This is a genomic window from Parabacteroides sp. merdae-related_45_40, assembly GCF_001915675.1.
In genome coordinates this window covers 1-26576 of the sequence record NZ_MNQY01000120.1, presented here as the reverse complement: position 1 = coordinate 26576, position 26576 = coordinate 1, and the positions used below count along the sequence as shown (strand labels likewise).

General features: G+C 46.7%; 20 protein-coding genes and 2 pseudogenes. 9 read left to right on the top strand and 13 right to left on the bottom strand.

Annotated features, from left to right (window positions below; translation table 11 throughout):
• Positions 1 to 94 precede the first annotated feature (94 nt).
• Positions 95 to 889 carry a thymidylate synthase gene (locus BHV83_RS16120; protein WP_005637244.1) on the bottom strand — a complete coding sequence of 265 codons (795 nt, stop codon included), beginning with the start codon at positions 887 to 889 and terminating at the stop codon, positions 95 to 97.
• 136 nt (positions 890 to 1025) lie between these two features.
• Between BHV83_RS16120 and BHV83_RS16115 the strand changes: the two genes are divergently transcribed.
• Positions 1026 to 2162 carry an aldose epimerase family protein gene (locus BHV83_RS16115; protein WP_036658961.1) on the top strand — a complete coding sequence of 379 codons (1137 nt, stop codon included), beginning with the start codon at positions 1026 to 1028 and terminating at the stop codon, positions 2160 to 2162.
• Between the two features lie 468 nt (positions 2163 to 2630).
• The gene (locus tag BHV83_RS16110) at positions 2631 to 2990 is read left to right on the top strand and encodes a hypothetical protein (RefSeq protein ID WP_119215259.1); all 360 of its coding nucleotides are present in this window, start codon (positions 2631 to 2633) and stop codon (positions 2988 to 2990) included.
• Positions 2991 to 3581: 591 nt separating this feature from the next.
• Here the strand turns inward: BHV83_RS16110 and BHV83_RS16105 are convergent.
• From BHV83_RS16105 to hemW, 3 genes are all read right to left on the bottom strand, one after another.
• On the bottom strand, positions 3582 to 3752 hold the full coding sequence (locus BHV83_RS16105) for a DUF8506 family protein (protein WP_005637232.1): 171 nt from the start codon (positions 3750 to 3752) through the stop codon (positions 3582 to 3584).
• Positions 3745 to 4320: an ATPase gene (locus BHV83_RS16100; protein WP_008154394.1), complete on the bottom strand. Its 576-nt coding sequence runs from the start codon at positions 4318 to 4320 to the stop codon at positions 3745 to 3747. Before BHV83_RS16100 ends, BHV83_RS16105 begins: the two co-directional genes overlap by 8 nt.
• Positions 4321 to 4493: 173 nt before the next feature.
• Complete coding sequence (gene hemW, locus BHV83_RS16095) at positions 4494 to 5621, bottom strand: radical SAM family heme chaperone HemW (protein ID WP_122205293.1); 1128 nt, start codon at positions 5619 to 5621, stop codon at positions 4494 to 4496.
• A gap of 214 nt (positions 5622 to 5835) precedes the next feature.
• Here hemW and fusA2 point away from each other — a divergent pair, with 214 nt between their 5' ends.
• The 3 genes from fusA2 to BHV83_RS16080 all read left to right on the top strand — a co-directional run bounded on the left by fusA2 (position 5836) and on the right by BHV83_RS16080 (position 10071).
• Positions 5836 to 7992: an elongation factor G2 gene (gene fusA2 / locus BHV83_RS16090; protein ID WP_122205294.1), complete on the top strand. Its 2157-nt coding sequence runs from the start codon at positions 5836 to 5838 to the stop codon at positions 7990 to 7992.
• A gap of 127 nt (positions 7993 to 8119) precedes the next feature.
• Positions 8120 to 8920 carry a UDP-2,3-diacylglucosamine diphosphatase gene (locus tag BHV83_RS16085; protein ID WP_122202841.1) on the top strand — a complete coding sequence of 267 codons (801 nt, stop codon included), beginning with the start codon at positions 8120 to 8122 and terminating at the stop codon, positions 8918 to 8920.
• Positions 8917 to 10071, top strand: coding sequence for a glycosyltransferase family protein (locus tag BHV83_RS16080; RefSeq protein WP_005648170.1), 1155 nt, complete (start codon positions 8917 to 8919; stop codon positions 10069 to 10071). Before BHV83_RS16085 ends, BHV83_RS16080 begins: the two co-directional genes overlap by 4 nt.
• Before the next feature lie 136 nt (positions 10072 to 10207).
• On the opposite strand, the gene BHV83_RS16075 is transcribed toward BHV83_RS16080, so the two are convergent.
• From BHV83_RS16075 to purT, 9 genes are all read right to left on the bottom strand, one after another.
• Positions 10208 to 11485: an O-acetylhomoserine aminocarboxypropyltransferase/cysteine synthase family protein gene (locus tag BHV83_RS16075; RefSeq protein WP_122122434.1), complete on the bottom strand. Its 1278-nt coding sequence runs from the start codon at positions 11483 to 11485 to the stop codon at positions 10208 to 10210.
• Positions 11486 to 11548: 63 nt separating this feature from the next.
• Positions 11549 to 12877: an MATE family efflux transporter gene (locus BHV83_RS16070; protein WP_122122433.1), complete on the bottom strand. Its 1329-nt coding sequence runs from the start codon at positions 12875 to 12877 to the stop codon at positions 11549 to 11551.
• Positions 12878 to 13053: 176 nt separating this feature from the next.
• A complete protein-coding gene (locus tag BHV83_RS16065; protein WP_286757744.1) occupies positions 13054 to 14805 on the bottom strand; it encodes a TonB-dependent receptor in 1752 nt (583 codons plus the stop codon).
• A gap of 9 nt (positions 14806 to 14814) precedes the next feature.
• Positions 14815 to 17814 carry a tetratricopeptide repeat protein gene (locus BHV83_RS16060; RefSeq protein WP_122205296.1) on the bottom strand — a complete coding sequence of 1000 codons (3000 nt, stop codon included), beginning with the start codon at positions 17812 to 17814 and terminating at the stop codon, positions 14815 to 14817.
• An 80-nt stretch (positions 17815 to 17894) separates the two neighbouring features.
• Positions 17895 to 18410, bottom strand: coding sequence for an NUDIX domain-containing protein (locus BHV83_RS16055; protein WP_046451859.1), 516 nt, complete (start codon positions 18408 to 18410; stop codon positions 17895 to 17897).
• A 103-nt stretch (positions 18411 to 18513) separates the two neighbouring features.
• Positions 18514 to 19476: an ROK family protein gene (locus BHV83_RS16050; protein WP_005637207.1), complete on the bottom strand. Its 963-nt coding sequence runs from the start codon at positions 19474 to 19476 to the stop codon at positions 18514 to 18516.
• Positions 19477 to 19596: 120 nt separating this feature from the next.
• Positions 19597 to 19974: a VOC family protein gene (locus BHV83_RS16045; RefSeq protein WP_122115777.1), complete on the bottom strand. Its 378-nt coding sequence runs from the start codon at positions 19972 to 19974 to the stop codon at positions 19597 to 19599.
• 28 nt (positions 19975 to 20002) lie between these two features.
• Positions 20003 to 20725 carry an MBL fold metallo-hydrolase gene (locus BHV83_RS16040; protein ID WP_122205297.1) on the bottom strand — a complete coding sequence of 241 codons (723 nt, stop codon included), beginning with the start codon at positions 20723 to 20725 and terminating at the stop codon, positions 20003 to 20005.
• Positions 20726 to 20823: 98 nt separating this feature from the next.
• On the bottom strand, positions 20824 to 22005 hold the full coding sequence (gene purT / locus BHV83_RS16035) for a formate-dependent phosphoribosylglycinamide formyltransferase (RefSeq protein ID WP_005650442.1): 1182 nt from the start codon (positions 22003 to 22005) through the stop codon (positions 20824 to 20826).
• Positions 22006 to 22363: 358 nt separating this feature from the next.
• On the opposite strand from purT, the pseudogene BHV83_RS16030 reads away from it, so the two are divergent.
• From BHV83_RS16030 to BHV83_RS16015, 4 genes and pseudogenes are all read left to right on the top strand, one after another.
• A pseudogene (locus BHV83_RS16030) lies at positions 22364 to 22976 on the top strand (ABC transporter ATP-binding protein).
• Positions 22969 to 24234: an ABC transporter permease gene (locus BHV83_RS16025; protein WP_122205299.1), complete on the top strand. Its 1266-nt coding sequence runs from the start codon at positions 22969 to 22971 to the stop codon at positions 24232 to 24234. The pseudogene BHV83_RS16030 and the gene BHV83_RS16025 overlap by 8 nt, the downstream one beginning before the upstream one ends.
• 30 nt (positions 24235 to 24264) lie before the next feature.
• Positions 24265 to 25516, top strand: a pseudogene (locus BHV83_RS16020) (ABC transporter permease).
• Between the two features lie 86 nt (positions 25517 to 25602).
• A partial coding sequence (locus BHV83_RS16015; protein ID WP_286757743.1) for an efflux RND transporter periplasmic adaptor subunit occupies positions 25603 to 26576 on the top strand: 974 nt, incomplete at its 3' end.

Genomic DNA, 26576 nt, shown 5'->3' with positions numbered 1-26576 from the left:
GATTTATAATTTATGATTTATGATTTCAAGTTTATGGTTTATGAGGTCTGACTATATGCAGTTCATGAATCATAAATCTGAAATCATAAATCTCTTATACGGCCACTTCTCCCTTGATATGAGGATGAGGGTCGTATCCCGTTAGGTTGAAATCCTCGTACTGGAAACCGAATATATCTTTTACATCCGGGTTGATTTCCATCCGGGGAAGAGGCCGTGGATCGCGTGTCAGTTGCAACTTTACCTGTTCAAGATGGTTCGTATAGATATGTGCGTCACCAAGCGTATGGACAAAATCTCCTGCTTTCAGTCCTGTTACTTGGGCCATCATCTGTAATAACAGGGCATACGAGGCAATATTAAAAGGTACGCCTAAGAAAATATCGGCACTGCGCTGGTACATTTGCAGGCTCAGGCGGCCGTTTGCCACATAAAACTGGAAAAAAGCGTGGCAGGGAGGCAGATTCATATTGTCCAGGTCTGCTACATTCCAGGCGCTGACGATGATACGGCGTGAATCCGGATTATGCTTGATTGTCTCTACCGCTTCACTGATCTGATCGATATTGCCGCCTTTATAGTCCGGCCATGAGCGCCATTGGAAGCCGTAGATATGTCCTAAGTTTCCATCCGGATCTGCCCACTCGTTCCAGATCCTCACTCCATGTTCCTGCAGGTATTTTGCATTTGTATCGCCCTGAAGAAACCAAAGTAATTCGTATATAATGGATTTCAAATGCAGTTTCTTTGTTGTGAGCAGAGGAAAACCGTCTTCAAGGTTGAAGCGCATCTGATGTCCGAATACACTGTATGTACCGGTTCCTGTCCGATCTTCTTTCTTGACTCCTTCACGGAGGACACGATCGAGTAATTCTAAATACTGTTTCATTTTTCTCTATTATGACAGACAAATGTACGAAAGTGATTTGTATTAAGCAACATTATTCTACAGCATCGTTTGTTTTTGATAATAATAGCGTATATTTGTTGCCTATCTAACAAACATTAATTTATTAGTATCGAAAATGAAGAGACTATGTATGGCTGTCATGGCAATGTGTGTTTTGTTGTCATGCACTGAGAAAAAAGAGGAAGCCACTCTTTCTGGACTGATGAAATCTAATTTCGTATCAGAAGTACAGGGAAAACCGACTGCATTATATGTGTTGAAGAACCAGAATGGTGCAGAGGCCTGTGTGACAAACTGGGGCGGGCGCCTGGTATCGGTTATGGTTCCTGACAAGAATGGCAAAATGACGGATGTCGTCCTGGGATACGATAATATCCAACAGTATGTGGACAATCCAAACAATAACTACGGCGGGTTGATCGGTCGTTATGGAAACCGTATTGCAAATGGCAAGTTTACGCTGGATGGTGTTGAGTACCAGCTTCCGCAGAATAACAACGGACATTGCCTGCATGGTGGTCCGGAAGGTTACCATACGGTTGTTTGGGATGCCAAACAGGTAAATGACCAAAGTGTGGAATTGACGTATCTCTCCAAAGATGGTGAAGCCGGTTTCCCCGGAAATCTGAACCTGAAAGTCACATACACATTGACGAATGACAATGCCGTCGATATCAAATACGAAGCTACAACGGACAAACCGACTGTCGTGAACCTGACGAACCATAGCTATTTCAACCTTTCCGGTGTTCCGGGTTCTCAGATCTTGGATCATTCTATTATGATTGCTGCAGATACTTATGTTCCGGTTGATGAAACATTGATCCCGACCGGCACGCTTGATCCGGTAGAAGGAACTCCGATGGATTTGCGTACGGCTGTTGCCGTAGGCGCACATATCGATGATCCGTTCGATCAGTTGGTAAGAGGCAAAGGCTATGATCATAACTGGGTGTTGAATAATAATTGCGACATCAATGTGTTGGCTGCAAAGGCTGTTTCTGCAAAGAGCGGTATCGGCCTTGAAGTGTACACAAACGAGCCGGGTATCCAGTTCTATGCCGGAAACGCAATGACGAAGGATGGAGATAAAGGAAAGTTAGGTGTGATTTATCCGCATCGCGGTGCTTTGTGTCTCGAAACACAACATTATCCCGATTCTCCCAACCAGCCGAGCTTCCCAAGTGTGGTGCTGCGTCCGGGCGAAAAGTATTTCAGCGAGTGTATTTATAAATTCACGGTTGAAAAGTAGGATACGTATTATTTTTAGGGAAACTTTCCGGTAATCGGAATGCTTGGAGGGGCGGCAGTAAAAGGCCGCCCTTTTTTTGTTTCCAAAAATCTTTGATTTATATCTGTTAATGTTTCTTCGTAAACAATATGGTTTGCCGTTTTTCATTATCTTTGCGATTGACATAGGATTGTCGAAGCTTTGACTTTTCGGCTGTTCTGTCGATGGATAACGTTAAGCGTTTAAGATATTATCTTTGGAACTGAAAATCGCCAACTTTCCAGTCGGACAAAGATAATAGACAACTGGACGCTCACGCTTGTTATATATACTTGTGTATATAGAATAAAGCGTGGGCTGTTGTTTATTATTTGTCCGATGGGTGTTTGGCGATACCTCAGTTTCAAAATAGTAGATTAACAGTTCCCACGCTTTTTAATTAATATAGATGCCAAACATAGGGGAGCAGGGCGGCACCATAATTTGAGTATGAGCTCAGAAGAATCGGAAAGAATTGCAATCTGTTGCGTATTATTGGATATTGTGGAAGCTATGGGCACAAGTGCCGACATAAAGGGCTGCCGACATTATCAATCGTTGAGAGATAAAACGGATATTACCGATTCTGACTTTGAAGGGGCACGCTCCGTTTCGGTATTGTCCAGTTTGGTTACTTTGAAGGGGATGCATTATAATAAAAAGATGCTGCTTGCATTGACTGTATGTGATCTTTATTCCGGACACACTCCTGTGTCTCTTAATTTAAAGATTGCATTCGAAACATTGATGAATGCAATCGAATGGCCGATATCGTTTTCCGAGATATTGACGATCAGCCGGACGGAATAACTCTATTCATGTTTGGATGATACATATAGTCTTTTCTTGTCGGATAAGTATCTTAATTACAATTAGTCAGTATGAAAAGACTCTGTGCATCCGGGTGTAGCCGTCCCGAACATCCGGATGTAGAGAGTGGCTACATCCGGGTGTAGAAAGCCGGAAGATGGGGGTGTTTCTGAACATTTCTGCTTGCTTTCCGCTCTTTTCCTGCTTGTTTTCTGCAAAAAAGTATCTTATGTTGACGAAATAACCTTCTTACAAATGTATATTGACATGTTTCCTTCCGTGTTTGAAACAATACCGGCTATCTGTTTCAATGTCAGGGAGAGTGATACAAGTGTGACATAGGAGTGATACATGGATCAGGCATGTATCACTCTTGCTCTTATTGTTTATCAATGCTTACGAAGCAAAATGTGATAGAGTGATAGAGAATCTTGGAAAAACGATAAAAAGGAATCGGCCGTTTTTAGTCGTATTCAACATATTGCGGTCAGAATCAACAGCAATCATATAATGGGGATGGGGAAATGTCCGGATACAAAAAAAGGCTGATGAATCTGATTCACCAGCCTTTTTGTATATCCAATATAATAGTTAAAACATCCCTTTTTCCAAATCAGCAGCTTTTACGCGGAAGATGTATCCGTTGCGCGAGAAGACTAATTCACCGTCTTCTTTCTTTTTCTGGTTTACTAATCGCTGGAATGCGATATTGGCACCTTTAACTATATTCTCTTCAAATTCTCTAACTTCTTGTTCACTCATGATGCTCAAGTTTTGTATAAATATCCGAATTATATATCTCTTTTTTATCACTCCTGAAACCTTTGGCGATTACTTCCATCGGTGACATGGAGTTGTCTGCAATCATCCAATAATCACAAATGGGGATATATAGTTCAAAGAGATTGTGAATACCTGCCTCGTAACGACGGCGGATAGTACTCTCCGGAATGTTATGTCCTCCGGCGGCCACTCTCATTTTTACTCGCTCCACTGCCAGATCCGGTGTGTTCAGCCAGAAATATAACAATGTCACATAATACCCTTCCCTTTGTGCTTCCCGAATCAGGTTTGCGCCTGAACGGGTGGCCAGTGTAGTTTCCATAGCAAACGTTTCGCCTGAAGCGATTAGTTCTTTAATGCGTTTATACATAATACGACTGGCTTCAACGGCTACCGCGATACTATCAGAATTAAAAGGGGAAAGCCCCTTGGCAATCTCGTCGGAATTTACGAACTCTTTACACTTCAACATCTCTGGAAGAATTGTGAAGGAAGCTGTCGTTTTTCCTGCTCCGTTGCATCCCGATATTATGTATAGATATGGCACTACTTACTGTCTTTTGTTGGGGCAAATATAGATAATAGTTTAATATGTTGGTTAATTTTATTCTCAAAAATAGTAAAAATGTGCAGAAAATGTACGGATAACCCCTCAGTTCGTTGTAAAAACAGGCGGTTTGGTGTAATTTAATGGCTTTGTCAAATGTCTGCAGCATACCTTTATACCCATAAAAGGTCGCTCATTATACCGTCTGAGATGAAAATGCCTTTTTTCGAGAGGGTTAAAGTGTCGTTTTCACGGATAAGCAACCCTTGACGCAAATAGGTAGCTGCCTGCTGTTCGAGATAGGTTTGCTTTTCTTCTCCGAACCGCTCCCGGATATCAGCTGTCCGGATTCCCCACATTGTGCGTAGTCCGGTGATGATGAAGTCGTTGTATTTTGTGTTGATGTCCAATTCTTCTATCTCTATATCGGGAATGCCTGCCTTGATCCCTTGTAAGTAGCGGGGAAGGGAAGATATGTTCCATTGCCGGCTTTCTCCATTATAGGAATGGGCGGAAGGTCCGATGCCTATATATTTCGTGCCGGTCCAATAGGAACTGTTGTGCCGGGAAAAATAACCGGGACGGCCAAAATTGGAAATCTCGTAATGGAGATATCCGGCTTCGGTCAGCCGATTGATTAAGGTGGAGAAAAGGGTGACGCTCAAGTCTTCTTCTATAGGAGTCACTTTCCCGGCTTCCATCAATTTATATAGGGCTGTCCCTTCTTCATATATTAAGTGGTAGGCTGATATATGGGGAATTTCCAGACGGATCGCGTCATCCAGATTCTCTTGCCACTCTTCCAAGGTCTGTCCGGGCAACCCGTATATCAAGTCGATGCTTATGTTTTGGATGCCATTTTCTTTGCAAAGCCCGACTGCGCGCAAAGCCTGTTCGCGGTCATGGCGCCGGTTCAGGAAACGGAGGTCTTTTTCTTTGAAACTTTGTACTCCCATACTGATCCGGTTGAAGGGCAGGTTGCGGAGAGAGGCGACGTATTCCGGTGTCATATCGTCAGGATTGGCTTCCAGCGTAATTTCTGTGCATGAGCTTGTGCCGAACAAGCGGTCCGCAGCCTCGAATATCCGTTCGAAGTCGACCTGTTGAAGTTGGGAGGGCGTACCGCCTCCGAAATAAATGGTGTCAAGAGGTTCCCCTCCTATATATTCCTGACGTAATTCCATCTCCCGGATAGCTGCATCGATATACGGCTCTTTGAACTTCATATCCGTATTGGAAAAGAAGTCGCAATACAGGCATCGTTTGGCGCAAAAGGGAATATGGATATATAAACCTGCCACTTAGTTCTGCTTTTTAACGATACAAAGATAGCAACTTTTATCTCTATCTGTCTTTCTTTCCGCTCTTTATCTTTGAACTGTTAAACAACATAGTTCTCAAACACTGGATTTGAAATTGTTTTTCTCCTTTACAATCTCTAATTTGCGGTCCCGTGAATGAAAAGGGTTTTCGGGGCAATCTTTATTGTTAAACACAAATTAATACCTTGATATCATGAAAGTATACCAAACAAACGAAATTAAGAACATCTCTATCTTGGGAAGTTCGGGCTCTGGGAAAACCACTCTCGCTGAAGCGATGCTTTACGAGGGTGGAGTTATAAAACGTCGCGGAAGTGTGGAGTCTGGAAACACTGTGAGCGATTATTTCCCGGTTGAGAAGGAGTATGGTTACTCGGTATTCTCGACCGTTTTCAGTGTAGAATGGCAGGACAGAAAGTTGAATTTCATTGATTGTCCGGGTTCAGACGATTTTATCGGCGGTGCAGTTTCCGCTCTGAACGTGACAGACACGGCACTGATGGTACTGAATGCCCAGTACGGCGTGGAAGTCGGCACAATCAACCAGTTCCGGTATACAGAACAATTTCATAAGCCGGTTATCTTTGTTGTGAACCAACTGGATAACGATAAAGCTGATTATGATGGGACAATCGCCCAGCTGCGTGAACAATGGGGAGGTAAGGTTGTTCCTATCCAGTATCCGGTTTCTACGGGTTCGTCTTTCAATGCGGTTGTCGATGTGTTGAAAATGAAGATGTATCGTTGGAAACCTGAAGGTGGTGTTCCCGAAGTGTTGGAAATTCCGGCGGAAGAAATGGATAAGGCGATGGAACTTCACAAGGCATTGGTCGAATCGGCTGCCGAACATGACGATATGTTGATGGAAAAATTCTTTGAAGAAGGTACATTGAGTGAAGACGATATGCGTGCCGGTATTCGCGCCGGTCTCGTTATCCGGGGGATGTTCCCCGTATTCTGCGTATGCGCGGGCCGTGACATGTGCGTTCGTCGTACACTTGAATTCTTAGGTAATGTCGTTCCTTGTACGGATAAGATGCCTCGCCCGGTTACGACAGAGGGTGTGGAAGTGACTCCCGACTCCAACGGACCGACCAGTTTGTTCTTCTTCAAGACGACTGTAGAGCCGCATATCGGTCAGGTTTCTTATTTTAAGGTGATATCAGGTAAGGTAAAAGAAGGTGACGATTTGTTGAATGCCGATCGTGGTTCGAAGGAGCGTATCGCGCAGTTGTTCTCTGTTGCCGGACAAAACCGTAACGCCGTCACCGAAATGGTTGCCGGAGATATCGGTGCTACCGTTAAGCTGAAGGATGTTCGTCGTGGTAACACATTGAATGGTAAGGGATGCGATTATCGTTTCGACTTTATCAAATATCCGGACCCGAAATATCGTCGTGCCGTGAAGCCGGTTAATGAAGCAGATGCTGAAAAAATGATGGAAATCTTGATGCGTATGCGTGAAGAGGATCCGACGTGGATAATCGAACAGTCCAAGGAATTGAAGCAGACGATCGTTTCCGGCCAGGGAGAATTCCATCTTCGTACGTTGAAATGGAGAATCGAGAACAATGATAAATTGCCGATCGAATTCTACGAACCGAAAATCCCGTATCGTGAAACGATCACGAAAGCAGCCCGTGCGGACTACCGCCATAAAAAACAGTCAGGTGGTGCGGGGCAGTTCGGTGAAGTTCATCTGATCGTCGAACCGTACTACGAAGGTATGCCGGCTCCGGATACATATCGTTTTGGCGGACAAGAGTATAAAATCAGCGTACGTGATACGCAGACTATAGATTTGGACTGGGGCGGAAAGCTGGTATTTATTAACAGTATCGTTGGTGGAGCCATCGATGCCCGTTTCCTGCCGGCTATCCTGAAAGGTATTATGGCTCGTATGGAGCAGGGACCGTTGACTGGTTCGTATGCCCGTGACGTGCGCATCATCGTCTATGACGGAAAGATGCACCCGGTAGACAGTAATGAAATTTCTTTTATGCTGGCAGGCCGTAATGCTTTCAGTACCGCTTTTAAAGAAGCCGGTCCTAAGATCCTGGAACCTGTTTATGATGTAGAAGTATCGGTTCCGGCTGATTATCTGGGCGACGTGATGAGTGACCTGCAGGGACGTCGCGCCATCATTATGGGTATGAATAGTGAAAAAGGCTACGAAAAGCTATTGGCAAAAGTGCCTTTGAAAGAGATGTCTTCGTACTCGACATCTTTGAGTTCCATCACAGGTGGACGTGCTTCATTTACCATGAAGTTCTCCAGCTATGAACTGGTTCCGTCGGATGTCCAGGACAAGCTGTTAAAAGCTTACGAGGCAACTCAGGCAGAAGATTGATTTGGATTTTCTATAAATTGTATGAAGGCTGCCCCTGTGAAGGAGTGGCCTTCATTGTTTTTTCATATGGCTGTTGCAATGCCGTAATATGAAGTACGTTTTTTTGTATCGTGTTAATAGAAACAACATGAAACTGAGAAAGTATTATCCAACCATTGTCCTGTCGGACATTCACCTGGGTTCTGAACATTCCCGGACCGAAGAAGTGACGAATTTCCTTAAACATGTTAACTGTGGCCGTCTGATACTGAACGGCGATATCATTGATGGCTGGCAACTCCGGAAATCAGGTCGCCGCTGGAAACAACAACATACCGATTTCTTTAAAGTCCTGATGAAGATGATGGAAAAGCAGGGAACGGAGATTATCTATGTCCGTGGGAATCACGACGATTTTCTGGACAACCTGGTTCCGTTTACCTTTTCCAACCTCTCTATCGTGAAAGATTATATTCTGAATACGCACGGGAAGCGCTATCTGGTGACACATGGGGATATCTTCGATACGGTTACGACGAATATGCGCTGGTTGGCGATGTTGGGAGATATGGGCTATACTTTCCTGTTGTGGCTGAACCGTATATACAACCAGCGTAGAGAGAAAGCTGGAAAGCCTTACTTTTCACTTTCCCAGCATGTCAAACATAAGGTGAAAAGTGCTGTTTCTTATATCTCCGATTTCGAAAAGGAGCTGGTTAAGCTGGCGGAAGCGAAGAAACTGGACGGTATTATCTGCGGGCATATTCATCAGGCAGCTAATGTTTGGTACGGGAATATTCATTATCTGAATTCCGGTGATTGGGTGGAAAGCCTTACGGCTCTTGTCGAAAATGAACAAGGTGAATGGAATATTGTTTCTTATAATAGGGAGGGATACACAGCGGATGAAATGCTACCTTCCTGTTTACACTATGCCGAAGTGATATGAAAATATTGTTTATCATACAGGGTGAAGGCCGGGGACATCTGACTCAGGCACTTTCTCTCCGTCAGAAGCTGACGGACGAAGGCCATCAGGTGGTTGGTGTCCTGGTTGGCAAAAGTCCTGCCCGCCGTCTTCCAGATTTCTTTAGCAAGAAGATCGAAGCACCTGTCTATCCGTTTGAAAGTCCCAACTTCCTGCCTTCCGCCCAAAATAAACAGGTCAACCTGGTCAAAAGCGTAGCTTATAATGTTTTCCGGTTGCACAAATATATGTCGAGTGTCCGGTATATCAACCGGATGATAAAGGAGACAGGAGCAGATGTGGTCATAAACTTTTATGAGCTGTTGACCGGACTTACTTACCTGTTTTGCCGGCCGAAAGCTGTCATGGTCTGCATTGCGCACCAGTACTTATTCCTGCATCCGGACTTTACTTTTCCGAAAGAAAATCGTCTGTCGCTTGCTTCCTTGAAGTTCTTTACCCGCATTACGGCTATCGGAGCTGCTAAGAAGTTGGCGTTATCTTTCCGTAAGATGCGGGAGGTTCCGGCCGACGGGATCGTGGTGGTTCCTCCTCTTTTGCGTAAGGAGGTTTTAGAAATGACACCGACAAAAGGGGATTATCTGCATGGCTATTTATTGAATAGTGGATTTGGTGAAGAGATATGTTCCTGGCATAAGGTACATCCGAGTGTCGAACTGCATATCTTTTGGGATAAAAAAGAGGTGCTTCCTGAAGTGAAAGTTGATTCCCGTCTTTCTTTCCATCAATTGAATGATACACTGTTTGTCCGTTATATGGCAGGAGCGAGGGCGTATGCCACGACTGCTGGGTTCGAGTCTGTTTGTGAAGCGATGTATTTGGGTAAGCCTGTTCTGATGGTTCCGACACATATTGAACAAGCTTGTAATGCTTTTGATGCCGTTCATGCCGGGGCCGGCGTTATTGCGGATCGGTTCGATCTGGATGCTTTGTTGCAACTGTCGCAAACGCATCAGCCGGATCTTGCTTTTTCTCATTGGGTGAAGCAGGCGGATTGGCTAATCCTGCGTGAGTTCCGCCCGGACTTATTGATGGAGGAAACACCTGCTTCCCTATGGCATCGCTTGTCTACCCGTTGGATATACCGGTTTGGAAAATCGTTATCGATTTGATGGTGGTTTATTGATTCATGATTTGACAGATTTGAAACATGAAAAAAGATCTATCGGTGAATTAACAGACAATGCGCAGCCTTGTCTGTTAATTCACCGATAGATCATCATTTTAAGGTTCAAATATTCTTATATACTATTTCAACGCCTGCTCGATATCCGCAATGATGTCATTTGCATTTTCGATGCCGACAGACAGGCGGATCAGGTCGGGAGCTACGCCTGCTTCGATCAGCTGTTCGTCCGTCAACTGGCGGTGCGTATGGCTGGCGGGGTGGAGGACGCAGGTACGGGCGTCCGCTACGTGGGTCACGATGCAGATCATCTTCAGGTTATCCATAAAGCGGATCGCATCTTCGCGGGAACCTTTCAGGCCGAAAGCGATCACGCCACAAGTCCCGTTCGGCATGTATTTTTGTGCCAGATCGTAATATTTGTTGCTCTTTAATCCGGGAAAGTTCACCCAAGCAACCTGCTCGTTTGCCTCGAGCCATTCGGCAACCTGCTGGGCGTTCTTGCAGTGTTGAGGCATACGCAGGTGCAGGGTTTCGAGTCCTAAATTCAAGAGGAAGGCGTTCATCGGAGCCTGGATGGAACCTAAGTCACGCATCAACTGTGCCGTTGCCTTTGTCATATAAGCCATCTTGCCGAAAGCTTTTGTGTAGGTCAGGCCATGATAGGATTCGTCCGGGGTTGTCAGGCCGGGGAATTTGTCGGCATGTGCATCCCAGTCGAAATTGCCGCTGTCCACAACCGCACCGCCTACGCTTGTCGCATGGCCGTCCATATACTTGGTTGTAGAATGCGTCACGATATCGGCTCCCCATTCGAATGGGCGGCAGTTGATCGGCGTAGCGAATGTGTTATCCACGATCAGAGGCACACCATGACTGTGGGCGATACGGGCAAACTTTTCGATATCGAGCACACTCATGCCCGGATTGGACAAGGTTTCGCCAAACAAAGCCTTTGTGTTCGGACGGAAAGCAGCCGATATTTCTTCTTCCGAAGCATCAGGGTCGACGAATGTCACTTCGATGCCTAACTTCTTCATTGTCACGCCGAACAGGTTGAACGTTCCACCGTAGATCGTGGACGAGCAAACCATATGGTCTCCGGCCTGGCAGATGTTGAATACGGCATAGAAATTGGCTGCCTGTCCGGAAGATGTCAGCATGGCGCCTACGCCACCTTCCAAAGCGGCGATCTTGGCTGCGACAGCATCGTTTGTCGGGTTTTGCAGGCGGGTATAGAAATATCCGCTCTCTTCCAAGTCGAACAGTTTGGCCATCTGTTCGCTGGTGTCATACTTGAATGTCGTGCTCTGATAGATGGGCAGGACGCGCGGTTCTCCCTTTTTCGGTTGCCAGCCTCCCTGCACGCAGAGGGTTTCCGGCTTTAATGAATTGTTCATTATGATAATGTTTTACTATGTATTTGTTATTATCCGGCAAAAATAAGGAATAGTTTGTTTGTATCACAATATCTTCTTCTGTAAAATACGGAACCAAATGAATGCGACGATCCCTTTCAGCATACTGGAAATGCTGATTGCCCACCAGACACCGGTGATGCCCAGTCCCATTGCTGTCAACCCGATCGCCATCGGGATACGAAGGCTGTTGAACGTGATGCTGATGATGGCGGGTGGGAGCGTGCGGCCCGTACCGTAGAATAATCCCTGCATTGTTATTTCCAGCATCATGAACAACATAGAGTAGCCGTCGATGCGAAGGAAAACGCCTCCTGCCTCATAAGCGGCCTTTTCGGGTATGATCAGCGAGAATACTTCGCTGCCGAAGAACACGAAAAGCAACGTACAGAAGATTCCGAACAGGGCAGTCATTTTCAGTGTCGTATGGTAAGCACCCAGGACACGTTCTTTTTTCCGGGCGGCAAAGTTTTGCGCCACGAACGTGCTTAGAGCCGTGCTGAATCCTTGTGAGGTATTCCAGGCGATCGCTTCGATCTGTCCACCGGCTGTCATCGTCGTCAGTCCGATATGTCCGCCATAGGTGGAGGCCGTGCGTGCCATCATCAGGTTGATAACGGCAAACAGACTGTTTAGCAGTGCTACGGGAAGCCCCAACTGAAAGATTCGTCTGCTGTAGCGGCTTTTCAACCGGATGAGGAAAGGGAATCCTCCGAACAGCCGGTTTTTCTTTTTCAGGTAATAGATAAAGATGGCCAGTACGGTCGCTTCCGACAACCAAGTCGCACAAGCCGCTCCGTTTGTTCCCATTCCAAACCCGAATATAAACAACGGATCGAGTACCATATTCATGATCAATCCGCTACCGCTGACGTAGAACGGGATTTTACTTAGTCCAGCCGCATTATAAATTCCGGTACAGGCGGCTGCCAAGAAAATGAACGGAAACCCGGTTGCCACGATCCTGAGATAAGACACTGCTGTGCCGGAAATTTCTGTGTCGAGCTTGAAGAAACTGATGATCGGATTTGCCAGGACGAACAACAGGAATCCCCAACAGACGGAAATCATGAGGGCGATCGTCAGGTTGTGGGAGGCAAAGGCGCGGGCATCATCTTCCTCACGGGCTCCGATGCTTTGTGCCACGCTGACTTCCGAACCCACTTTATTCAGATAGGAGATCGAAGTCGTCATCCACGTCAGGATACCGACAGCTCCGATAGCGGCTACCGCTTCGCTACCCAGACGCCCTACCCAGGCCATATCGGTGATACTGTAGGCCATTTGTATAAACGAGGTTCCCATGATGGGAAGCGCCAGGTTGAACAGTTGCTTTTTAATAGGCCCTTCTGTCAGATTTTTTGTTCCTTGCATGTTTGTTTATTTAATTCGGGGACAAAGATACGATGTTTTCCGCTGAAAAGATGTCGGCATGCAGCATGCCGGGGAGCTTTTGCCTGAAAACAGCCTCGCATGTCTCATGCCAGCTTCTCTATAAACAAAAACAGCCTGTCGCGAGTGGCGGCAGGCTGTACGGATAAAAATTAGTATCAGAAATTGATGTTTACCCCGATCATCGCGCTGAAACTCTGCATCGGATAGCCGTAATAGAGTTCGTATTTCTGGAACAGGACGTTGTTCAGTTTCAGATACAGCCCGAAGGTGTCGTTTAGGGTGTAAGTTCCGGTCAGGTTGAGTTCGTTGATGTTTTTCATCTTTTCACCTTCCGGTCTTCCTAAGAACGTCTTGCGGCCAGTTGCTAAATAATAATCCAAAGAAGCAGTTACTTGGCTGATCGGGCGGACGGTGATGCCGGCTGTCAATTCCATTTCGGGTTTACCGTAAGCATCTTCGATATCGTCGACATTCCAACTATTGTAGACACCTTTCAGGTTGATATCGAATAATTGCTGGTAGCTATATTTCAGATTGACACCGCCGAACGCATGTTTCGCGTTTGCTTGCATCGCTACGCTGGTATTGGCAAAAATATCTCCTTGCAGACTTGGGGGAAGAAGCGTCGGAACGAAGAAAACTTCGTCGTTCGTGATCTTATAACCTCCGAATACATCGAACCAGAAACCGGGAGCGATACCGCTTCTGATACCGACCGTCCCATCCAGATAGTTACGGGAAGGAAGCAGCTCCATCGTCGGGTTGATGTAGCGGTTGACCTGCGAAATTTCGTACATGCTGTTTGAGTAGAGTTTGCCGCCGGCAACCAGGTAAAGCTCGGTTTTATCGGCAACTTCCACGTCAGCCGTAATATTCGGGGAGGCCATAAATTTGCTGTTGTCACCGGTCACGAACATGATGTTCGCACCTAACTTCAAATTCCAATTGTCTCCCGACACTTTGTAATAAGGCGAAAGAGTTGCTTCGGCATGGTTTTCAAATTCCAGATATTCCTGTCCGCCCATTGTCGGCAGGCTGTAATTGAAGTATTCTACGTTTCCTCCTAATCCGATGCGCTGCTCACCGCCGAAACGGGCGTTCAAATCAAACTTTACGTCGAACGTATGTTCCGTAGGTCCGTCCTGTTCCTTGCTTAATGCATATTTATGGGAGAAGTTGGTATATCCGAGATCTAACAGATAGCCGACAGGAGCGTCTTCTTTCGATTCGACTCCGATCTTTGCCTGGATAGTTTGGTTTACCTGATTGGTCTCACGGTCGAAATTTTCCGGAACTAATGTTACTGATGATTCGGGACTGTAAACCGGTAACCCGTAGTAATTGAATGCGGAGTATCCGTATTTGATCCCCATGTCCAGCGATAGTTTTTCAAATGCGTGTTTGAAGTTGAGTCCACCTAAGTTATCATTCAATTTGGCCTTAACCTTGTCGAAGTCCGTATCGATATATTTCACCTTCCCGTTTGTCGAACGATGGGAGAACCAGATATTCAGCTTATCCTTGTCCGTGCTCAGGATGTGGTAGCCTAAGTCGCCGTTCAGGTTCAGATACGTACCGCCGCCGAAGTTGAAATAACCGCGGCGTTTGTTGTACTGGATATCCGTCATGATATTGCCTGAAGGCAGGAGGCTGATCTCCTTCTCCGGATCGGCGGGGACGGTGAAAGTTGCGTAGTCGATCGGCATCTTCTTGACAACCGGTTCTTTGATGACCGGCAATGTGTTCACTTTGCTGGCATCCTGTACGGTCGGGTCATATTCGCGTTCGAGCGTCATTTCCCGGTTCAGGTTTTTTTCCTTCGTTTTGTCTTCCTGTGCGCTGATGGTTGCGACGCTCCCTAACAGGGCCATCACACACAATGCTTTGATGTTGTATATTGTCTTCATCACTTTTTCTTAGTTCTTAAGTTTACCCAATCTATTTTCTATCATACCGGCGATATCGTCGTCACCTTTATAATTGTTCTGCAGGCTGGTGAGGTATTGACGAGCCTGGAAGTCATCGCCCTGGCGGATATAGATGTCGGCCAGCAGGATAAATCCGCGAGCCAGCCAGTATTGGTGAGGCGTACCGTTCTCAATGAAGTTCATGAGCACCTTTTCGGCATTCTTGTCATCGTTGGTATCGTAATATAGTTGGGCCAACAGATATTTGGCCTCCGCACCGTGTACCGTACGGGTATCTTTGCTCAATTCTTTCAGGTCGGCAAGCGCCTTGTTCGCCTGTTTTTGGGCGATATAGGCTTTAGCACGTACGTAACGGGCTTCGGCTTCCAGTTCGGGAGAGAGCTTCGGTTCTTTCAGTAATTCGTCTGCCGCCAGAAGGGCATCCTTTTGCTGTCCCGTCTGCAAGGCGCAGCGCATGATGCCTAAACGGGCGGCCTGTCTGTTCTCCGGATTCTCGGCTACGATCTGCAAGCGTTTGAAGCTTTCCAATGCGGCCGGATAATCTTTGCTCAGGTATTCAATTTCGGCCGTGCGGGCAACCGATTCTTCGAGGAACTTGGTGTCGCCGCTGGCAATGACCGATTTGAACCGTTGGATGGCTTCGTCGAACTCTTTCTTGGCAAAAGCGATGCTACCTAAGTAGAAGTTGGCATTCGAACTGAATGCCCCTTCGGGGAATGTTTGCAGGTAACCCGCCAGGCTACGGCGAGCACCGTCGTTGTCACCGCGCATGAAGAGTTTTTCGGCGGCGATATAGGTCAGCGAATCCTGTTCGCCTACTTCCAAGCGGATATTGCCGCCTATGGAGTTCACATAGCTGGCATAAGCATTGATATCGTTGAGGTCGATATAAACAGATTTCAAGTCCTGCAATGCGATTTTAGCCTCTTCGCTGCCCGGATAATTGCTGATCACCTGCTTGTAGGCAGCGAGCGCCTTTTCCGGCTGGTTGTCGTTGTAGTAAAGTAAACCGAGCTGGATGCCTGCTTTACGTGCCAGGCTGCTCTGAGGAAATTCGCGGATCAGCTTTTCGAACGCCTGTGCGGCGGAAGAACTGTTTTCGAGCAAGACATAAGAGCGTCCTTTCTCGAACAACGCATCGTCTACATATTGCGATTCCGGATATTCGCTGATCAGGCGGTCCATTGCGCTGATCTTGCCTTTATAGTCTTTCTGCAACCCTAACAGGAATCCTTTCTGGTAGATCGAGTAATCGCCAGCGGAAGGAGACAACTGGGCTGCACGTGAATAGTTTTCTTCAGCCAGGCTGAACTGGCGGTTCTGATACAGGCAATCGCCGATACGGTTGTAAGCGTCAGCCAAAGAAGCGGCCTGCCGATTACTTTCCAAGTCGACATATTGGCGGAAACGGTTCAGGGCCGCACTGTAATCCCGCAGTTTGAAATAGCTGTAACCTAAGTTATAATAAGCCAGAGCATACATGTCCGTATTGCGCTGGCGCGTATTGTTTAGATACGTGCGATAGTCCGATATCGCGTTTTCATATTCTCCCATGCGGTAGTAGGATTCGCCACGCCAGAAATAGGCGTCGTTGCGGGCTTCCATATTATAAGAACCGAGCTGGATTGCCTGGCTGAACAAACTGACGGCGTCATCCAGCTTGACATTGGCAAAAGCCTGTGTTCCGAGTTGGAAAAGGATGTCCTGTTTGGCTTCCAGTATCTTGGTACTCGGATGTTTGATCTTGTTGATTGATTTCAAAGCGGCTTCGTAGTTCTTGGTAGTCAGGTAGACTTCGACCAGATAGTCGTTCACCTTGTCTGCGTATTGCGAGTTAGGGAAATCGTTCAGGAAGTCTTCAAAGATCGTCACCGACTCGCCGAACCCTGTAAATGCCGTTTCGTGGATGAGCAATGCGTAGTTGTACATGGCGACTTCCTTTATCTGCTTGTCGAATGAAAAGGTGGCAGCAGCCTCGAATGCCATGCGGGCATTGTTTTTGTCGCCTAACTTCAGGTAAGACTGTCCGAGATAGAGATAGGCGTTCTGTGTCTGCTCGTCGTTCTGGCGTACGGTCCGGCTCAGGGCGTTGACCGCATTGCTGTAATTTCCTTTATTGAAGTAGCATACACCTAAGATGTACAGATCGCTGCGGAGCGGGTTTTCCGTAGATGAAACATATTTGCTCAACATCCGGATCGCTTTTTCCTGGTCGCCCAAATGATAATATGAATCACCGACGATCCGGTACATCTCGCTGTTGTTCTTGCTATCGGGATAGAGAGAGAGAAGTTCTTCACCTTCTTTCACCACCTTTTCGTATTTGCTCTGGATAAAATAAATCTGTGCGATGTAGTATTGCGACTGCTCACGGTATTTCGGGCTCTCTTTCAGACGGGAAAACTCGATCAGAGCATTGTTGTAATTCCCCATCGCGTAGTCGATGTAGGCGACATAATAGGTCGAGGCTTCCTTATATTTGTCTCCGACCTGCTCGATCCGTGCGAAGTAGCCGCGGGCTTTTTCCATCTCACCGGTCTGCAACAGCGAATAAGCCAGGCGGAAAGAATAAGCCTCCTGCTGTTCGGGACTCAACATGTCGATATCGGCCTCGTTGAACCAGAAAATAGCTTTTTCATATTCACCGCGTTCGAAATGTACGGAACCGATCATGTAACCGATCTCGTCGCTATGGCGGGAAGCTGGATATTCTTCCAGATAGTCTTTTAGCAACTCGTCAGCATTAGGGCGTCCCTGTTCATAAGCGGCATAGACCAGCATATAGTCTGCCTCTTGGATCAGGTCGGCATTCGTGGAATGCTGTTTGTAAGCCTCCAACTTGTCAATGCAACCGGCATAATTTTTTAAACTAAACAACTCTTTCCCTTCTACAAATAGGCGATCCGGTGCATCAAACTGGTACGACCGCTGCCCGTATGCGACATGACTCCCTACCACTATGCACAGTGGAATAAGTATTCTTTTCATCACTCCTTAGCTTTTATAATACAGATATATGTAAATATAACGGTATATGTTGGTTCTAAGTTGCAAATATAAGAAATATATTACTTTATATAGCGGTCTACTGCTTTTTTGATAGATTGCAATCCGAAATCGTCCGGATTCAACTGGTTGGCTGGCAGAATAATGATCTCGGCTGCATCGTCTTCAGCTTTTGCTCCGTCGAAGGATTCGGTCAGACATTCGAAGAACATATCGACCGTATGTACCTCGAAGCCGGAATAGGGATAAAGATTGGGAATGGAAAAGAGATAACGGCAGCCGGCGATGTCAAGTCCCGTTTCCTCTTTCACTTCCCGGTGGGCTGCATCTTCGGCTGATTCATACATATCGACAAAGCCTCCCGGCAAGTCGAGTGTCCCTTTAGCGGGTTCTTTGGCACGACGTACCAACAGCAGTTCTCCTTTTGAATTGCGGATGAAGCAGGCGACAGCCGAGGAAGGATTGAAATAATAGACGAACCCGCAAGTTGTGCATTGTTTGGCTTTCTCGTTGCGTTCCACAAATGTCCTGGCTCCGCATTTCGGACAATACGTAAATTGATGTAAAGGATGGGACATGATATTTTATTTTTAATAGTCAGGCACGGATTACACGGATTTCACTGTTCTAACAAACTGTGCAATCCGCGAAATCCGTGCCTGAAATAGCTTTGTGTTTTTATTACTTCACTTCCCAACCCAGTGCGCTTGCGCCCAATACGGCTGCATCGCTTTCTTTCAATTGGGAGAATAATAATTTTGTCTTGCCTTCGAACACTTTCAACATGTTTTTTTCCATTGAACGTTTGATCGGATTCATAATCAGATCTCCGGCTTTAGTTAGGCCTCCGAACAGGATGATCGCTTCTGGGCTGGAGAATGCAACGAAATCAGCGAATGCTTCACCCAGGATGTTACCTGTGAATTCGAAGATTTCCAAAGCCAGCTTGTCATTCTTCATTGCTGCGTCATACACGTCTTTGGATGTGATTTCGTCCGGATCCAATTCGCGAAGCAAGCTGTCATCCTTACGGATTTCCAGAAATTCGCGTGCCGTACGGGCAACTCCTGTAGCAGAAGCATATGCTTCCAAACAACCTTGACGACCACAACCACAAGGACGTCCGTTATTACGACGCATGATCACGTGACCTAGCTCGCCTGCAAATCCATCATGCCCGTAAACCAGGTTACCGCCGATTACGATGCCGCTCCCGACACCTGTACCTAATGTGATCACGATAAAGTCTTTCATACCGCGGGCAGCACCATACGTCATTTCACCGATAGCAGCTGCATTCGCATCATTTGTCAATGCCACGGGCACACCACCCACCTTTTCGCTGATTAACTGAGCCAAAGGAATTTTACCTTTCCAAGGAAGGTTTGGTGCAAATTCGATACAACCGTTAAAGAAGTTACCGTTCGGAGCTCCTACACCTATACCTTTTATTTTATCTACGCCACCTGCCTGGTCGATCACTAATTTCAGGCCATTTGCAAGTTCGCTGACATAATCGTCGACATCAGTATACTTTCCGGTTTTAATTGAACTACTGTACAAGATCGTTCCTCTTGCATCTACTACGCCAAAAACAGTATTGGTACCACCTATATCGATACCTACTACATAAGGCTTCTCCATGATTTTATATTTTAGATTAATAATGCTTTTTCTGGAAAGCAAATATAAGAGGAATCTGGTAAGGTACAATGATTTTATTCAAAAAAAACCGAAATGGACGTGAATATGTTACCCGATATGTTATTTAGCAGGTAAAATTTCAATCCAATAATCGTCTGGATCATTGATGAAATACAAGCCCATCTCGTTATTTTCGAAACAGATGTATCCGAGTTTTCGGTGATATTCGCGTACCTTGTCATAATCGCCGGCTACACGGAAACAGAGATGGCTTTCATTGTCTCCCAATTCGTATGCTTCTTTCCGGTCGCGAAGCCAGGTCAGTTCCAACAGAAATCCTGTCTCGTTGTCTGTCAGATAAACCAAGGTGAACGAACCGTCTGTCGCTTCCTTGCGGTGATGTTCTTTCAAACCAAGCGCTTTTCCATAAAACGCAATACTTCTGTCCAGATCCAGGACATTGATATTAAAATGATCAAATCTGCTCTTTATTTCCATTTTCTCTCTATTTTTTAATTTTCCATTTTCAAATGTCTGTCCCTTCTCCCGGAACGGATATCAACGCATACCGGCAACCACGCGATTCCGCGTAAGGTCTGAAAGCAACCACCTCCGCCGGACGATCCCAAAAATGCATCGGTACAAAGATATTGGTTTTGATATGATCTACAAACTGTTGTGCACCGCGCATGAAGTCGGTCCCGATACGCGGATCGACCGGAAACATGGTAGCATCCAGCTTGTCGGTCGCCTTTGCCAAATCGTCTAATTCTTTCAGATAATTTTGTTCTGCTTCTGCGGCTTCTTCGGGAGTCGATTCGTCTTTCCAGTGCCAGTTATTCAGGTCGCCAGCATGGAAAAGGCGTTTCCCTTCGGCTTCGATCAGGAAGGATATGCCGGAGTCTGTCGATCCGAATGCCTTGATCCGCAAGTTATGATCTTCATAGAAATCTCCTTTTTTGAGATAGATCGCATCTTCTTTCCCCGCCCGGTTCCTTTTCAAAATATCTTTGCCGAAAAGATAGACGATATCTTTTTTGTATGTTTTCCATCTCAATACCTCCGGATTGAAATGATCCGGATGGAAATGGGATGACAATACATATAATGTACCCGCACGATTCAATAGTTTCTCATGCACGAAACCTTTTTCCGGTGACCTCCCTGTGTCTTTATAATAATCGATCAAAATGGCAAATTCGTCTGCCTCGATGGCAAAACCACTGTGGTAGATATAAGTAAGTCTCATATATATTTTCCTTTCTTTTTATAAACAAAACACGGAAGGTCGCATTCTTGTTGTGCAAATCAGCGTTCGTTTGCGTCCGGTCAATGCTGATTACGATATTACAACTTTATTTCCAGTTGCTCCATCATCACCCCTGTCTTTCGGCGTGCATCGGCCACATCCAATCCGCGTGCCAGCAGCACTGCCATACGGCGATGTCCGTGGACTTCCGGTTTACCGAAGAAGCGCATTTGGGTGTCCGGCTGTTCCAAGACCTTATCCAGGTTGCCTAATGAAAGTTGGTTGCTGTCCCCTTCGACCACAACAGCACGCGAAGCGCCTGCACCGTGAAAAGCTATGTTCGGGATCGGTAGGCCTAATATAGCACGGGCATGCAAAGCGAACTGCGAAAGATCCTGCGTGATCATTGTGACCATTCCTGTGTCATGCGGACGGGGAGAGACTTCGCTGAAAATGACATCTTCGCCCTTAACAAACAATTCGACCCCGAAAATACCGCGGCCGCCGAGCGCCTCCGTGATTTTGCCTGCAATTTCGCGTGCCTTTTCTTTGGCAACCGGGTTCATTGCCTGTGGTTGCCAGGATTCACGATAGTCGCCGTCAACCTGTACGTGTCCGACCGGTTCTAGGAATGATGTGCCTCCAATATGACGGACGGTCAACTGGGTGATTTCGTAATCGAAATCGACAAACCCTTCCACGATCACTTTTCCGGCGCCGGCACGTCCGCCTTCCTGTGCATAGTGCCAGGAGCGGTCGATATCTTCTTCTTTACGGATAATGCTTTGTCCGTGTCCGCTCGAGCTCATGATCGGCTTGACGACACATGGCATTCCGATAACTTTGACAGCCTCGATAAATTCTTCTTCTGTCTCGGCAAAACGATAAGGAGAGGTCGGCAAACCCAATTCCTCGGCAGCCAAACGGCGGATGCCTTCGCGATTCATAGTCAACCAGGTGGCACGGGCTGTCGGGATGACATGGAATCCTTCTTTTTCCAGTTCCATCAACGTCTGTGTTGCGATGGCCTCCACTTCGGGAACGATATAATCTGGTTTTTCTTTTTCTACAATCTCGCGCAAAGCGTCTCCGTCCAACATCGATACGACATACGAACGGTGGGCGACTTGCATGGCCGGAGCATCTGCATATTTGTCCAAAGCGATTACTTCCACTCCATAACGCTGTAATTCAATTACAAATTCTTTGCCTAATTCGCCAGAACCGCAGAGCAAAACTTTCGTTGCGGTAGCCGACTTCGGTGTTCCTATTGTTACCATATTTATTGAATGTATTATATTTCTTTTGTTCATAGGTGCAAAGGTACAGTAATATTGGCAATTGACAAGTGGTTCTCAATAGGGGATTTCCGAATGGATACAAGTGTAATCTGTTTTCGACATTGTAGAAAATAAAATAGATGCAAATCTGATTAGGTTTCCATGCAGATGTAAATGTCGTTTTCTACAAAGAAATATATACCTATGTGAGGTTAATTTGGGTTAAATATAAGTACCTTGTGATACAAGGTATCTTGGTAAAGCATATATTTGTGGCAGTTAATGACAAAATATTTTTCTATTTATGTAACGATTTTGCAAAATGTTCGTCTAATAGATAAAAGTAACAACAAATATAATGATTCATCTGGAAGGAATTAACAAAACGTATTTTAATGGTGCGCCGCTACATGTTTTGAAAGGCATAGACTTGGATATAGAGAAGGGAGAGATGGTGTCTATTATGGGGGCGATACGGGCATTTATACCCTGAACGGGCAGTTGATCCGCAATCTGAGCGAAACCCGTGCGGCGGAACTGCGTAACCGGATGATCGGTTTTATCTTCCAATCCTTTAACCTGATTTCATTCAAAAATGCGGTGGAGAACGTAGCGTTGCCCCTGTACTACCAGGGAGTAGGTCGCAAGAAGCGAAACGCTATGGCGTTGGAATATCTGGATATGGTCGGGCTGAAAGACTGGGCGGAGCATATGCCGAACGAAATGTCCGGTGGACAGAAACAGCGTGTTGCCATTGCCCGCGCCCTGATTGCCAAACCGCAGGTGATCTTGGCGGATGAACCGACCGGAGCGTTGGACAGTAAGACGACGGTTGAGGTGAAGTAAACCTCGAAGGGCTGACGATGGTGATCGTGACGCACGAACCTTCCGTGGCCGAGGCAACCGACCGCATTATCCGCGTGAAAGACGGTCTGATAGAAACAATAGAAAAAGGATTGGGACATGTTTGACTTTGATAATTTCCGAGAAATATGGAGTACGATCCAAAAGAATAAACTCCGTACCTTCCTGACCGGCTTTTCCGTAGCATGGGGGATTTTCATGTTGATTGTCCTCTTGGGGGCAGGAAACGGGATGAAGAACGGGATCATGTCGAACTTTCGCAACTTTAGCCTGAATCGGGTGGAGACATGGCCGCGCTACACGAGCAAGCCGTACAAGGGAATGCAGATGAACCGGAGGATCGAATACAAAGATGAAGATCTGATTGCCATCCCTCGCGAAAATCCCGAAGTGGATTTGATCACGGCGAGTATCAGCCGGAGCGATACGCTTTCCTATGGAGACGAATATAACGCCTATTCCCTGAACGGAGTGCACCCTTCGAAGGCGGTGATTGACAATATCGAAATGACGGTAGGAAACGGCCGTTTTATCAATGATATAGATGTAAAGGAAAAAAGGAAGGTGATTGTCTTGAGTCCCCGCATGAAAGAAGTCCTTTTCAAAGGTGAGGACCCGTTGGGCAAATATGTGAATGCCGGAAGTGTCGCATACCAGGTTATCGGTGTCTATAAGGCGGAGGACAACGACAACAACGCGCCGGCCTATATCCCTTTCAGTACGGCGCAGACCTTGTATAACGCTGGCTACGGACTGGATGAGATTATCTTTACGGTGAAAGGTATTTCCACGCAGGAAGAATTTGACGCTTTCGAGAAACGTTTCCGCCAGCAGATGGGAGCGCGGCATAAGTTCGACCCCGAAGACCGGCGGGCGATCGGTATGTGGAGCACGCTCGAAAACTTCATGATGCTGAACGGGATGCTGAACGGTATCGCCCTCTTTATCTGGGTGATCGGCATCGGGACACTGACTGCCGGGATCGTAGGCGTGAGCAACATCATGCTGATAACGGTACGTGAGCGGACGAGGGAGTTCGGCATCCGGAAGGCGATAGGGGCGACTCCGTTCTCCATCCTGAAACTGATCATTGTCGAATCGATCCTGATCACGGCAGTGTTCGGTTATTTGGGCATGATCTTAGGGATCGGGCTGACAGAAGGAATCAATTCGGTTATGGAGATGATGAATGCCGGAAAGAATGTTTCGCAGGATGACATGAGCATCTTCCTGAATCCGACGGTGAACCTCAGTGTGGTGTTGTCCGCTACGGCCCTGATCATCGGGGCAGGCGTGCTGGCCGGCTATTTCCCTGCCCGCAAGGCGGTCAAGATCACGGCGATCGAGGCCATGCGCAATGAATAATTGGTAATTGAAAATAGAAAGATTATGTTCATATTTGATATAGATCGCTGGGTGGAAATATGGGTGACGATCACCCGTAATAAAACCCGTAGCCTGCTGACCGGCTTCGGTGTGTTCTGGGGCATCCTGATGCTGGTGATCCTGTTGGGTTCCGGCAACGGTTTTAAGAATGGCGTGTTGAAGAACGTCGACGGTTTTTCGACGAACTCCGCATTCTTCTTTTCCGAACGGACCGGCGAACCCTACAAAGGGTATAAGAAAGGGCGTTACTGGCAGATGCGCAACCGCGACTTGGAGACGATCCGCCAGCGTGTGAAAGGAGTGCGCTATCTTTCGCCGATGATTATGCAATGGGGCGGACAGAATAATGTAGTGAGAGGACAGAAAGCTGGTACATATAACGTGCGTGGCGTCTATTCTGAATATTTCAATATCGAAACGCAGCATATCTTGGCGGGACGCTTGTTAAATGAAATCGACATGATCGAAAAGCGTAAGGTGTGCCTGATCGGTAATATCGTGCGCGAAGTCCTTTTTGCCCCGGATGAAGATCCGATCGGACAGTACATACGGGTGAATGGCATCTATTACCAGGTAGTCGGTGTGATCAAGCCGAAGCCCCGTGCCCAGATTGGCGGGCGTACGGAGGAAAGCGTAATGATCCCGTTTAAGACGCTCCAGCAGGCTTCCAACCAGGGAGACAAGTTCTGGTTCCTCTGTGCGACGGCCGACGACGGTTATTCCTGTGATAAGATGGTGGAAGACATAAAGACGGTCCTGCGTTCGCAGAACGAAATTTCCCCGACGGACGAACATGCTATCAGCAGCTTTACGATAGCCAAACAGTTCGAAACATTCGATATGTTGTTCACCGGTATTAATATTCTGGGGTATCGGAACTCTGCTGGCTGGTATTATTGGGGTTAGTAATATTATGATGGTGACAGTTCGGGAGCGGACACGCGAGATCGGAGTGCGCCGTGCGATCGGTGCGAAGCCTTTCGATATTATATCGCAGATCATGAGTGAGAGCCTGCTGTTGACGTCCCTTGCCGGGTTGATCGGGCTTAGCGTGGGTGTATTCCTGCTCGATGTGGTGAACAATGCGATGGCAAGCGGCGGAGATGTGTCTAACGACACGTTTTTTTCCAATCCCGAAATCCATATCGGGACAGCGGTGGCAGCTACCATAATTCTGTTGTTCAGCGGTCTCCTTGCCGGGTTGATCCCGGCCTGGCGTGCCATGCAGATCAAGGCGATAGATGCTATCAGAGAAGAGTGAATTGGATTTCAGATTTATGATTTATAATTTGTGTCTACGTATAAATCATAAATATTTCCATTGTCAATTAATAAAAAAGTATAGTTATGAAGAATCGTATCGTAAAAAAAGTCCTGCGGATCATCTTTTTGGTATTTGTGGGAGTTGCTGTTGTCGGCACTTTCTATTTCTTGTGGAAGAAAGCGCAACCTGTCATTACCCTCTATGAGTTGGTTACCCCTGCACGTGACACGATTGAGACGAAGACCGTGGCGACCGGAAAGGTCGAACCTCGTGATGAAGTCCTTATCAAACCACAAATGTCGGGTATCATCTCCGAATTGCTGAAAGAAGCTGGACAGATGGTGAAAGAAGGGGAGATCATTGCTCGTATCAAGGTTATTCCTGAAATGGTTCAGTTGAATAGTGCCGAATCGCGTGTACGGGTGGCGAAGATCAGCCACGAACAGATCAGTGCTACCTTCAAGCGGGATAAAGAGTTGCATAAACAGGGGGTTATCTCCAAAGAAGATTACGAAACATCTCTTGCCAACTATAAAAAGGCGCAGGAAGAGGCAGAGAACGCTCAGGATGCTCTTGAGATTATCCGTGAAGGTATCTCTAAACGGTCTGCCGCTTCCAGTACGACACAGGTTCGTTCTACTATCACCGGTATGATCTTGGATGTGCCTATCAAGGTCGGTAACTCGGTGATCCAATCGAATACTTTCAACGACGGTACGACGATCGCTACTGTTGCCGATATGAGCAATATGATCTTTAGGGGGAAAGTAGACGAGACGGAAGTCGGCCGTATCCATGAAGGGATGCCGATCAAATTGACGGTTGGCGCTATGGAAAGCCGCACGTTCGATGCTGAACTGGAGTATGTGGCTCCTAAAGGTGTGGAAGAGAACGGGGCTGTGCTGTTTGAGGTGAAGGCAGCCGTGCATATGCCAGGCGATGCCTTTATCCGTGCCGGCTACAGTGCCAACGCCGAGATTGTGTTGAAGCGTGCGGAGAATGTATTGTCCGTACCCGAAAGCTGTGTCGAGTTTAGCGGTGATTCTACTTTCGTACA

What these genes read in the sequence shown, in the direction of transcription:
- BHV83_RS16120 (WP_005637244.1), bottom strand. Translation starts at nt 889, where the DNA reads ATGAAACAGTATTTAGAATTACTCGATCGTGTCCTCCGTGAAGGAGTC.
- BHV83_RS16115 (WP_036658961.1), top strand. Translation starts at nt 1,026, where the DNA reads ATGAAGAGACTATGTATGGCTGTCATGGCAATGTGTGTTTTGTTGTCA.
- BHV83_RS16110 (WP_119215259.1), top strand. Translation starts at nt 2,631, where the DNA reads ATGAGCTCAGAAGAATCGGAAAGAATTGCAATCTGTTGCGTATTATTG.
- BHV83_RS16105 (WP_005637232.1), bottom strand. Translation starts at nt 3,752, where the DNA reads ATGAGTGAACAAGAAGTTAGAGAATTTGAAGAGAATATAGTTAAAGGT.
- fusA2 (WP_122205294.1), top strand. Translation starts at nt 5,836, where the DNA reads ATGAAAGTATACCAAACAAACGAAATTAAGAACATCTCTATCTTGGGA.
- BHV83_RS16085 (WP_122202841.1), top strand. Translation starts at nt 8,120, where the DNA reads ATGAAACTGAGAAAGTATTATCCAACCATTGTCCTGTCGGACATTCAC.
- BHV83_RS16080 (WP_005648170.1), top strand. Translation starts at nt 8,917, where the DNA reads ATGAAAATATTGTTTATCATACAGGGTGAAGGCCGGGGACATCTGACT.
- BHV83_RS16075 (WP_122122434.1), bottom strand. Translation starts at nt 11,485, where the DNA reads ATGAACAATTCATTAAAGCCGGAAACCCTCTGCGTGCAGGGAGGCTGG.
- BHV83_RS16070 (WP_122122433.1), bottom strand. Translation starts at nt 12,877, where the DNA reads ATGCAAGGAACAAAAAATCTGACAGAAGGGCCTATTAAAAAGCAACTG.
- BHV83_RS16065 (WP_286757744.1), bottom strand. Translation starts at nt 14,805, where the DNA reads ATGAAGACAATATACAACATCAAAGCATTGTGTGTGATGGCCCTGTTA.
- BHV83_RS16060 (WP_122205296.1), bottom strand. Translation starts at nt 17,814, where the DNA reads ATGAAAAGAATACTTATTCCACTGTGCATAGTGGTAGGGAGTCATGTC.
- BHV83_RS16055 (WP_046451859.1), bottom strand. Translation starts at nt 18,410, where the DNA reads ATGTCCCATCCTTTACATCAATTTACGTATTGTCCGAAATGCGGAGCC.
- BHV83_RS16050 (WP_005637207.1), bottom strand. Translation starts at nt 19,476, where the DNA reads ATGGAGAAGCCTTATGTAGTAGGTATCGATATAGGTGGTACCAATACT.
- BHV83_RS16045 (WP_122115777.1), bottom strand. Translation starts at nt 19,974, where the DNA reads ATGGAAATAAAGAGCAGATTTGATCATTTTAATATCAATGTCCTGGAT.
- BHV83_RS16040 (WP_122205297.1), bottom strand. Translation starts at nt 20,725, where the DNA reads ATGAGACTTACTTATATCTACCACAGTGGTTTTGCCATCGAGGCAGAC.
- purT (WP_005650442.1), bottom strand. Translation starts at nt 22,005, where the DNA reads ATGGTAACAATAGGAACACCGAAGTCGGCTACCGCAACGAAAGTTTTG.
- BHV83_RS16025 (WP_122205299.1), top strand. Translation starts at nt 22,969, where the DNA reads ATGTTTGACTTTGATAATTTCCGAGAAATATGGAGTACGATCCAAAAG.